Consider the following 8,465-nt stretch of genomic DNA (forward strand, 5'->3'; position numbering starts at 1 on the left):
GAAACCGTTGAGTCTTTACGTCCGGGGTTAAGTGATGCCAATAAAGTTTCTTTTTTTGAAACATTATCAAAAAGTTATGGCGTTTTACAACAAGTTTTAATAGAGCAGAAACAAATTGAAAAAGCGTTAGAAATTGCTGAAAGAGGCAGAGCGAGAGCCTTTGTTGAGTTGGTAGCGCACAATAATATATCACCAAAAAAATTAAAGTCAATTTCGTTAGAACCGCCTAACTTTTCAGAGATTCAACAAATAGCTAAACAGCAAAATTCGACGTTAGTTGAATATTCGGTTATTGTTGATCAATTTAAGCAAAATTCTACCTTATTAATTTGGGTCGTTAAACCCGATGGTGCGGTGCAGTTTCGGTCTGTTGATTTAACAAATTTAAAAACAGATAACCTCGTGCCGATGTTAAGTCCAGAAGAACTGCCACCTCCTTCTCCCTTAAATGATTTAGTCCGGGGAATTCGTGTGAGTTTAGATTCAGGAATTTCAGCACTAAAAGCAGATAATTTGACCAATAAACAATTAAATAAACTGTATCAACTCTTAATTGCTCCCATTGCCGATTTATTACCTAAAAATCCCCAAGATAAAATTATTTTTATCCCCCATCAAGACTTATTATTAGTTCCGTTTCAAGCTTTAATTGATGAACAGGGAAATTATCTAATTCAAAACCATACGATTTTAACTTCCCCGTCAATTCAACTGTTACAATTAACCGCAGAACAGCAAAAACAACAGCCAAAAAATAGCGAAAATACCGCCTTAGTTTTGGGGAATCCTCAAATGCCAAAAGTAGCTTTATTACCCGGAGAAGAACCCCAATTTTTACAACCGCTTCCTGCTAGTGAAAAAGAAGCGATCGCTATTGCTAAACTACTTCAAACTGAACCGTTATTAGGGGAAAAAGCAACAGAATCTAATGTGCTTAAACAGATAGAAAATGCCCGTTATATTCATCTGGCGACTCATGGAATTTTAAGTGATATAACAGGTTCTGGAATTCCCGGAGCGATCGCCCTTTCTCCCTCAAACTCCGATGATGGTTTACTAACTTCAGAAGAAATTCTCCGGTTAAATTTAACGGCTGATTTAGTTGTTTTAAGTGCTTGTAATACAGGTGCAGGAACCATTACCAGCGATGGAATTTTAGGCTTATCTCGTTCCTTAATGGCGGCTGGGGTTCCGAGTTTAATTGTTTCCCTGTGGACAGTTGAGGATACTCAAACCTTTGAATTAATGCAAACCTTTTATCAGCAACTTCAACAAACTAATGATAAAGCCCAAGCCTTGCGCCAAGCGATGTTAATTACGATGAAAAATTATCCCGACCCCAAACATTGGGCGGGTTTTATTGTTATCGGTCAAGCTGAATAAAAAAACTTAACTCTCTTCTGTTGAAAAAATTATAGCGCTACCCATGACGGTTAGGACATTTTTAAACTCTAAAACCCTTTCAATTTGGAAGGATTTAAGGGAGTTCCACATCGTTTACAAAAATGGGCATCTTTATCATGAACTGACCATCCACAACCGACACAAATCGTATCAATATGATTAGCGGTTTTAACTAATTGTTTAATTAAATCTCCTAATTGCCAAGGGATTAAAGCAATTCCGGTTAATATCATTAATATGGTTAAAAATCGCCCCATTTCTGATAGGGGGGTAACATCTCCAAAACCTACAGTTGTCATGGTGACAACGGAAAAATACACCGCATCTAAGAAAGTTTTAAAGATTTCCGGGTTAACAGGATGTTCAACTTGATAAATCAGACCAGAAAATATAAAAATAATCGTTAATAGTGTAAAAATAATTCGAGCAAGAATCATCCCATCTTCAGTTTGAATTCGGAAAATTGATATTTTTACATCAATAAATCGGATTAATCGAAGAACCCTAAACCAACGAAAAATTCTCAAATAACTAATATTTAAAAATCTTAAATATCCTTGTAATATAATAAATAGATCAATTAATGATAAAGGGTTTAATACAAATTTTTTTTTATTTTCAGCAGCCCAAAATCGAAGGATATATTCAAGGGTAAAAGAAATTAAAATCATAAAATCCAACCCTTCTAAACGAGAACGAACACTCGGAGAAAGGGGATAGGTTTGAGCAATGAAACTCGCTAAGGAAATTAAGATGATTCCCGTTAAGGTTAAATTAAGGGTTTTTCCCAGTGGGGTTTCAATATCTTCTAAATAAAAAGCAATTTTTTGGCGTTGTTTTTCCCAAAATCCTAAGTTAGATGCAGATGAAGTTTGCTCTAGCATAAATCATGAAAGGAGAGTTACAATTTTTAGTCTATGGATTTTAATAATAACTCTAAAATTTTTTGACGATCTTTTTGACTGGTTTTAGGTTGTTCATCTAACCAAGTAATCGCTTCATTTCTTCCGGCTTCCGCCGCAATCATTAAAGCACCCCAGGTTTTTAAATCCAGTTGTTCAGGATTTTCTAACAAAGCTGCATTCAAACGATTTTTAATCCGTCCCCGATTAGAACGTAATAACTGAGTAATTTCAGGTTGATTTCCAGAGCTACTTTTTAAAACCGCTAAGGCTTCACTCCAGCGTCCATCAATTAAACTCGCTAACATTTGTTGACTGGGACTTGCCCAGGCTGCGATGGCTTGGGCTTTTGTAATTTTAGCATGAAATTCAATTAAATCTAACTGAGCTTGAACCGTTGATGTCCATTTTAAAGGAGAACGATTTCCCGATATAATATTAGTTTTTAAAGGTTTAATTAAATTTAATGCAGGCGACCATAACCCACTGCGAGCCAATCGTAAGGCTTGACGATAATTATAATCATCTAAAAACACTTCATCTAAAGAAATTGATGTTAATTGAATCGGGTTGGGAATAAATTTCAAAGGTTGAACTTGATAAATACTAAACTGAGGTTCTAAACCAATCGTTTGTTCAATTAATAATTCCGGGTCTTTTCCTCCTGTGACTTCCTGCCAAATCGGTTGCTGTCCAGCAGCACTTTTCCATTCCAACATCATACTCAAATGATGATGACTTGGATTGTAATGAATAATCTGCCCATAAGGAACAATTTTCTCCCCCATGACTCGCTCACTATTGAGATTAAACCACAGCCCCATGTGAGGAATTGTGCCTTTAAATGGCGTTAATCGAGTTAAGGGAAGTGGCTTATTAGAACCTTGTTGATTCGATTCTGTTCCAATTAAAGATGAAATCACAAAGGATTCGGCTGGCCCTAAAGTCTTGAGTTGTTGAGTTAAGCGATAATATTGAGTGCTACCCAAGCGTTGATAAGGCATTTGCACCGCTTCATAAACTCGTAATTGTACAATTTCTTGACAAGTTCCTTTGCAGGGATGAGCGATACTAGATTGGCGAGTTTTTAACACCGGAATTAACAAATCCGATGAGTTTTGAACCAGAGATTTAGAACTTAATAATCCTTGTAAAAAGGGAAGAAGAGAAGCTTGAGTTGTTTCCCGTTGAAGAGAATCTAGTTGAGGTAATTCAAAGGATTTTCCAGCAATCAATCCTTCTTTTTTGAGAGCTTGATTAATTTCTTCTAAGGTTTGAATTGAGTCTCGACGTTGTAGGGGAATTTGTGTCCAAGCGGGTAATAATTGATTCAACCCAATTCCCACATCAGGATTAACAATGAGTTGATAACTAAACCAAGCCGATCCGCCAATGACGGCTGACCCGCCAAACAGCAGGGTAAAAGCCACCCCATCTGCAATCCATTTTTTCCACAAGATCCGCAGAGGTTGATTTGTCTTTTTAACCAAAGGTTTTAAGGAGTTAGCAGATGATTGGTTCTGGGGTACAACAGGACGTTGAGAACGTCGAATTTGACGACGCTGTAAACCTGATAGAGTTTGGGATTGACCCGTTTTAGCTTTGGGTTTGGGAGGTTGACTTTTTTTTCGGGGAGAGGCTTGATGACCTGTCTCTAAAGGATTCATCATGGATTCAGATAGAAAGGGGAATTAGGCTAACGACGGAGTAACACTTGTTCATAACGTTCTCCGGCTCGTTCCCAAGTATATTCAGTTTCAATTAATAATCGCCCATTTTGCGACAATTGCTGTCGCAGATTCGGTTGTTCAAACAATTGGCTAATGGCTTCCACGTATTCCGCGACGGAATTAGCTCTTAAAGCTCGAAGGGGATGATTTGACCCATCAACGGCTAATCCTTCCAACCCGCGATCACTGGCGACCACGGGAACTCCAGCAGCCATGGCTTCTAGGGTTTTATTTTTAATTCCATAGCCACTGCGTAAGGGCGTGACACAAACCTGGGCTTGATGGAGATAATCAACTACCTGGGGAACTCCTCCAGTTACAGTAACCCCTGGATATTTGGCTAAGTCTAAGACCTCTGGGATGGGTCGTGCTCCGACAATCGTAAAGCTTGCATCAGGATAGCGTTTTTGTAGCACCGGTAAAACGTCTAGGGTAAAAAATCGAGCCGCATCGATATTATGGGAGGCATCCATGGCTCCAACAAAGACTAAATTATGATTATCAATATCTTGCGATCGCATAGGGAATAAGTCTAAATCAACGCCATTCGCAATCACATGAATTTGACCGTGAGGGTTAAATTCCTGAAACTGTTTTTCATCATCATCGGTGGTCACAACTAAATCATGAAATTTCGCAGCATAGCGTTTTTCATATCGTTCTAATAATAAATTTAAGTAAATGCGATCGCGTTGAGGATTGGGAGAAGCCCCCATTTCTAAATGATTACGAGTCCAACCCACCAGAGAACTATGAATATCAACAACGGTATGAACTTGGTTTAAATAGGAAGGTCGAATATAAATTTCATTAACACTATGTTCACAAGTAATCACATCAAATTTGCCTTGTTGAATTCCTTGATCAATCCAAGTTTGTATTTCTTGAGAATAACGATAGAGAACATTAGGAGGCGTACTTTTTATTAAGGAATTTAAAAACCGTCCCACTTTACCCACTCCTGAAGAACCCGGCTCAGGAGGAAGGGGAAAAACCATCAGTTGACTCACCCATTGACGCAATTCTTCCACATCTTGATCACTGACCCCTGAATGTCGTTGAGTCACTAAGGTAATATTATGGTGAGAATGGAGATATTTCAGCAAGTTAAACGTCCTAATCTCTGTTCCGCCTCGACTGGGGGGATAGGGGAACGTTGAAGAAATCATTAAAATGTTGAGAGAATTGTCTGGCGTCATAGAATTTACTGAAACGTTAGTTTAAATTGTTAGGACGTTGATCAACACGAGGAGTTAATAGATGCAGTCTTTTGGCATTTACACTTTAGCAAATGATGTGGTTTTTGACCAGTTAGTCGCTTTACTCAATAGCATTGAGGTTAATATTAGTCCTGATATTCCCGTTTGTGTAATTCCTTATGATCATCGTCTGGAACAAGTCAAACAGGAAATCAGCCGCAGAGAAAATGTCACTTTATTTGACAATACAATTGTACTAGAAGCTTGGGACAATTTTGCCTTCCAAGTTTGGAACTCTCACTCCAGAGCTAAGGATTTAAAGCAATCTCGTCCAGCCCGATATAAAAGTCCTCTTCAGAGAAAATGGGCATCTTTTAATGGAAAATTTGATCGATTTGTATTTTTTGATGCGGATAGTTTAGCAATGAAATCTGTAGATGATGTCTTTGAAAAACTGAACGATTACGATTTTATTTTAGATGATTGGGAACATCAAAAACCGAGAGAAGTTACTCCGCTTGATTTATCAATTATTGAACAAAAAACCGGATTAACTGAAGCTGAAATCCGTCCTCGATTACACTGTGATAGTTTTTTTGCGTCTCAAAAAGGTGTATTTAGTGTTGAGCAGTTAGAAGATTTAAAAAAACGAGCCATTGATCAAGGAGAAATTGAATGGTTAAGACCTAAATTTTGGTGGTCGAGTGCTGCGTTATCAATTTACATCACCTTTGCCAAAAACTTCAAACTTTTTAACTTTACTAGAAGCTCTAATAAGCAAGAAGTCACGGGAAATTGTGCGGATGCAGATGCTTTTGTTAATCTTAATAATATTCTTTATAATCAAGATGGATTGAAACGGATTTATCGCATCCATTATATGAACTATTCTTCGGCTGATTTTGCCCGATTATGCCAAGGAGAAGATGTTAAGATCCGTTATCAAGATATCTTTCTGCACTATCGTTTTCTCAAGCAACCTGAACTAAAACCTCAAGTCTTGAAACCGCCGACTTTGTTGAAAAAAACCAATCGCAAGATTCAAAAAGCCATGCAAAAACTCCAGAAAATGTATAAGTAGTACCCATGATCAACTCATGACTAAAGTTACCGTTTGTATCCCAACTTTTAATCGCTGTCACCTCTTACCAATCGCCATTGAAAGTGTTTTACAACAAACCTATTCCGATTGGGCATTAATTGTTTGTGATGACGGTTCAACCGATGGAACTCCAGAGTTAATGGCAGAATATCAAGATTCTCGAATTCGTTATATCCGCCATCCTCAAAATATGGGTAAAAGTAATAATATGCGTTCAGGTTTTCAGGAAGTAACGGGAGAATATTTTATCAAATTTGATGATGATGATCGCTTACTTCCTGATTTTTTGGAAATAACAACAGCAATTTTAGATCAACATCCTGAAGTTGATTTTATTGGGACTGATCACTGGATTATAGATATTAATAATCAGCGAGATGAACAGATAACTCAGCAAAATTCTCAACACTGGGGAAGAACAAACCTGACCCAAGGACTCGTTAACAATTTATTAGAGATTGTCTTCATTCAACAAAGTTTTCAGGTTGGCGCTACCTTATTTCGTCGTCAAGCGTTATTAGATGTAGATTTCATGCGTCCTAATTTACAGAATTGTGAAGATAATGATTTATTTGTCCGGTTAGCATTAGCCGGGAAACAGGGATATTATTTACCCCAACGCTTAATGGAATATCGAGTTCATGCTGAACAGCAGGGAATTAACCGAGCCATTCCTTATTTACGCGATAAATTAAATTATTTAGAAAGTTTTAAATTTGATTCTCAAACTTGCGAATTTATTCGTCAATCCCGTCTAGCTGAAACCCAATTATTATTAGGATTACGGTTAATTGAAACGGGAGAAACTTCCACCGGACAAACACTGGTTTGGCGGGGAAAATCCCACTCCTATCTTAAAACAGGAGTCGGATTAATTTTATCAGTTTTACCAATGAAGCTAAGACAATCTACCTTTAAAAAGTTGCGACAAGTCAAAAATGATGATCATCTGTTGTCTACTTCAACTGTATATTAAAATATTTAGAGAATCATTTCATATCTTAGAATTGACTAAAACCTTCGTTTAAGTTGTTACCAGAGTCAGAAACACCAGGAGTGATATAGATGCAGTCTCTTGGCATTTATACTTTAGCAAATGATATGGTTTTTGACCAGTTAGTTGCTTGACTCAATAGTATTGAGGTTAATAAGATGGTTAGTTGATTGATTCGTGATTTCCCGCAGTTCTATGACTCAAGATGTCCGACAGTGGCTAGACGAAATTAAACGCTTAAAACAACTGTTGGCACACACCCAACAGGAGCTTCATGCAGCAACGGAAAGTTCTGACCAATGGCGACAACGCTACAATATCGAAGCCCAGCAACGACGCCAAGAAGCCCAACGCTATTTAGAACAAGTGGGGGAACTCCGAGGAGAATTACAACGATGGCAACGTTTATCTCCTCTTCCCAATGAGTTACAAGTGCGGGTCGCGGTTCGTCAAGAAATTGATCAGTTAAAAACTCTTGATGAGGTGAAAGCGAAATTAATTGAAGTCATGTTAGAACGCGATCGCTCCCGTGAGCAAATTCATCAACTCATGGAAGCTTTAGAACTTGAAAAAGCCGCCCATCTGGAAACCCGCAACAGCTTAACGACAGCGTTAGGTGATACGGTTGATTTACTCACAAAAGCTCAAAATAAAGCTCAACCCACAACCACCTTATTACCGACTTTATCGTCAGATCCCCCTGAGTCGGGGTCTATCCTCCCTCAACTTCCCGAAGCTCAACAACCCTTACCTCAATTACCGCCGATTGAGTAGAAAGTCAGTGGTTTAAACGGTTAAGAGTTCTCGTGCTGCGATTTCCATTAGTTTTTGGCTGTGCGATCGCCTTCGGCTGAGCAGGAATTACAGCTAAAAATAAAGGGTACATCAATGAGTTTAGCCGATACTTTTTTGCTAACATTTGCTAACAAATATATAATATGAAATCCTTAAATGTATGCTACAGATAAGGCATCTAAAATAAAATCCCATCCAGTCACAGATTTAATAGCTTGGGGTGTTAACTCCTGTAAAACTTGAGAGAGCCGATTTCTCAAACTGTCCAGGTTTTCAAAGAGTTCCCATTTCAATTTCTTTTTAATCTGTTTCCATAATCTTTCTATTGGGTTAACTTGT

At 37.9% G+C, this 8,465-nt stretch carries 7 protein-coding genes and 1 pseudogene; 4 read left to right on the forward strand and 4 right to left on the reverse strand.

Annotated elements, in window-relative coordinates:
* Window positions 1–1,383 (forward strand): CHAT domain-containing protein (locus ACKPEB_RS02620; RefSeq protein WP_408963233.1); only part of this gene is annotated, 1,383 nt, incomplete at its 5' end.
* A 68-nt stretch (window positions 1,384–1,451) separates the two neighbouring features.
* Here ACKPEB_RS02620 and ACKPEB_RS02625 read toward each other — a convergent pair.
* The 3 genes from ACKPEB_RS02625 to ACKPEB_RS02635 are packed head-to-tail and all read right to left on the reverse strand — an operon-like array spanning window position 1,452 to window position 5,235.
* The gene (locus ACKPEB_RS02625) at window positions 1,452–2,288 is read right to left on the reverse strand and encodes an ion transporter (RefSeq protein ID WP_408963234.1); all 837 of its coding nucleotides are present in this window, start codon (window positions 2,286–2,288) and stop codon (window positions 1,452–1,454) included.
* A 26-nt stretch (window positions 2,289–2,314) separates the two neighbouring features.
* Complete coding sequence (locus tag ACKPEB_RS02630) at window positions 2,315–3,976, reverse strand: hypothetical protein (protein WP_408963235.1); 1,662 nt, start codon at window positions 3,974–3,976, stop codon at window positions 2,315–2,317.
* 26 nt (window positions 3,977–4,002) lie between these two features.
* Window positions 4,003–5,235 (reverse strand): glycosyltransferase family 4 protein, encoded by a 1,233-nt coding sequence (locus ACKPEB_RS02635; protein WP_408963236.1) that lies wholly within the window; start codon window positions 5,233–5,235, stop codon window positions 4,003–4,005.
* Window positions 5,236–5,296: 61 nt separating this feature from the next.
* Here ACKPEB_RS02635 and ACKPEB_RS02640 point away from each other — a divergent pair, with 61 nt between their 5' ends.
* The 3 genes from ACKPEB_RS02640 to ACKPEB_RS02650 all read left to right on the forward strand — a co-directional run bounded on the left by ACKPEB_RS02640 (window position 5,297) and on the right by ACKPEB_RS02650 (window position 8,105).
* Window positions 5,297–6,316: an Npun_R2821/Npun_R2822 family protein gene (locus tag ACKPEB_RS02640; RefSeq protein ID WP_408963237.1), complete on the forward strand. Its 1,020-nt coding sequence runs from the start codon at window positions 5,297–5,299 to the stop codon at window positions 6,314–6,316.
* Between the two features lie 16 nt (window positions 6,317–6,332).
* A complete protein-coding gene (locus ACKPEB_RS02645; protein ID WP_408963238.1) occupies window positions 6,333–7,313 on the forward strand; it encodes a glycosyltransferase family 2 protein in 981 nt (326 codons plus the stop codon).
* Window positions 7,314–7,526: 213 nt separating this feature from the next.
* Entirely contained in the window at window positions 7,527–8,105 is a 579-nt protein-coding gene (locus ACKPEB_RS02650) for a hypothetical protein (protein WP_408963239.1), read from the forward strand.
* Window positions 8,106–8,278: 173 nt separating this feature from the next.
* Here the strand turns inward: ACKPEB_RS02650 and ACKPEB_RS02655 are convergent.
* Window positions 8,279–8,465, reverse strand: a pseudogene (locus tag ACKPEB_RS02655) (hypothetical protein); the annotation flags it as partial.

The sequence above is a fragment of the Planktothrix sp. genome (genome assembly GCF_046067725.1).
GTDB lineage: Bacteria > Cyanobacteriota > Cyanobacteriia > Cyanobacteriales > Microcoleaceae > Planktothrix.

Excerpts from the sequence above, each read along its gene's own strand:
- ACKPEB_RS02625 (WP_408963234.1), bottom strand. The coding sequence starts at position 2,288 with ATGCTAGAGCAAACTTCATCTGCATCTAACTTAGGATTTTGGGAAAAA.
- ACKPEB_RS02630 (WP_408963235.1), bottom strand. The coding sequence starts at position 3,976 with ATGATGAATCCTTTAGAGACAGGTCATCAAGCCTCTCCCCGAAAAAAA.
- ACKPEB_RS02635 (WP_408963236.1), bottom strand. The coding sequence starts at position 5,235 with ATGACGCCAGACAATTCTCTCAACATTTTAATGATTTCTTCAACGTTC.
- ACKPEB_RS02640 (WP_408963237.1), top strand. The coding sequence starts at position 5,297 with ATGCAGTCTTTTGGCATTTACACTTTAGCAAATGATGTGGTTTTTGAC.
- ACKPEB_RS02645 (WP_408963238.1), top strand. The coding sequence starts at position 6,333 with ATGACTAAAGTTACCGTTTGTATCCCAACTTTTAATCGCTGTCACCTC.
- ACKPEB_RS02650 (WP_408963239.1), top strand. The coding sequence starts at position 7,527 with ATGACTCAAGATGTCCGACAGTGGCTAGACGAAATTAAACGCTTAAAA.